The following is a 387-nucleotide window of genomic DNA, read 5'->3' as shown; positions in this document are numbered from 1 at the left end:
GTATAATAGAACATGTGCTAAATAGCTCTGCTATTTCACCGAATAAAAATACAAAGAAAAGAGAACATTTAAAAATGGCAGTAAAAATCCGTTTGACTCGTATGGGTTCGAAAAAGAAACCTTTCTACCGTATCAACGTTGCAGACTCACGTGCACCACGTGATGGTCGTTTCATCGAAACTGTTGGTACTTACAACCCACTTTTGGCTGAAAACTCAGTAACTCTTAAAGAAGAGCGTGTACTTGAGTGGTTGGCAAAAGGTGCACAACCATCTGATACAGTTCGTAGCCTTCTTTCAAACGCTGGCGTATTGAAGAAATTCCACGAACAAAGATTCTCTAAGTAAGAACAGTAAGCGAGAACACTTATGGACATGATTGAAAATC

At 39.0% G+C, this 387-nt stretch carries 1 protein-coding gene; it reads left to right on the top strand.

What is annotated here, in order from left to right:
• Nucleotides 1-347 (top strand): 30S ribosomal protein S16 (gene rpsP / locus GVL52_RS30160; RefSeq protein WP_306440394.1); only part of this gene is annotated, 347 nt, incomplete at its 5' end.
• Nucleotides 348-387: the final 40 nt, after the last annotated feature.

It is taken from the genome of Rhizobium sp. 18055, assembly GCF_902706285.1.
Lineage (GTDB): Bacteria > Pseudomonadota > Alphaproteobacteria > Rhizobiales > Rhizobiaceae > Rhizobium.
The sequence above is the reverse complement of the archived record's forward strand: the minus strand, read 5'-3'. Positions and strand labels throughout refer to the sequence as shown.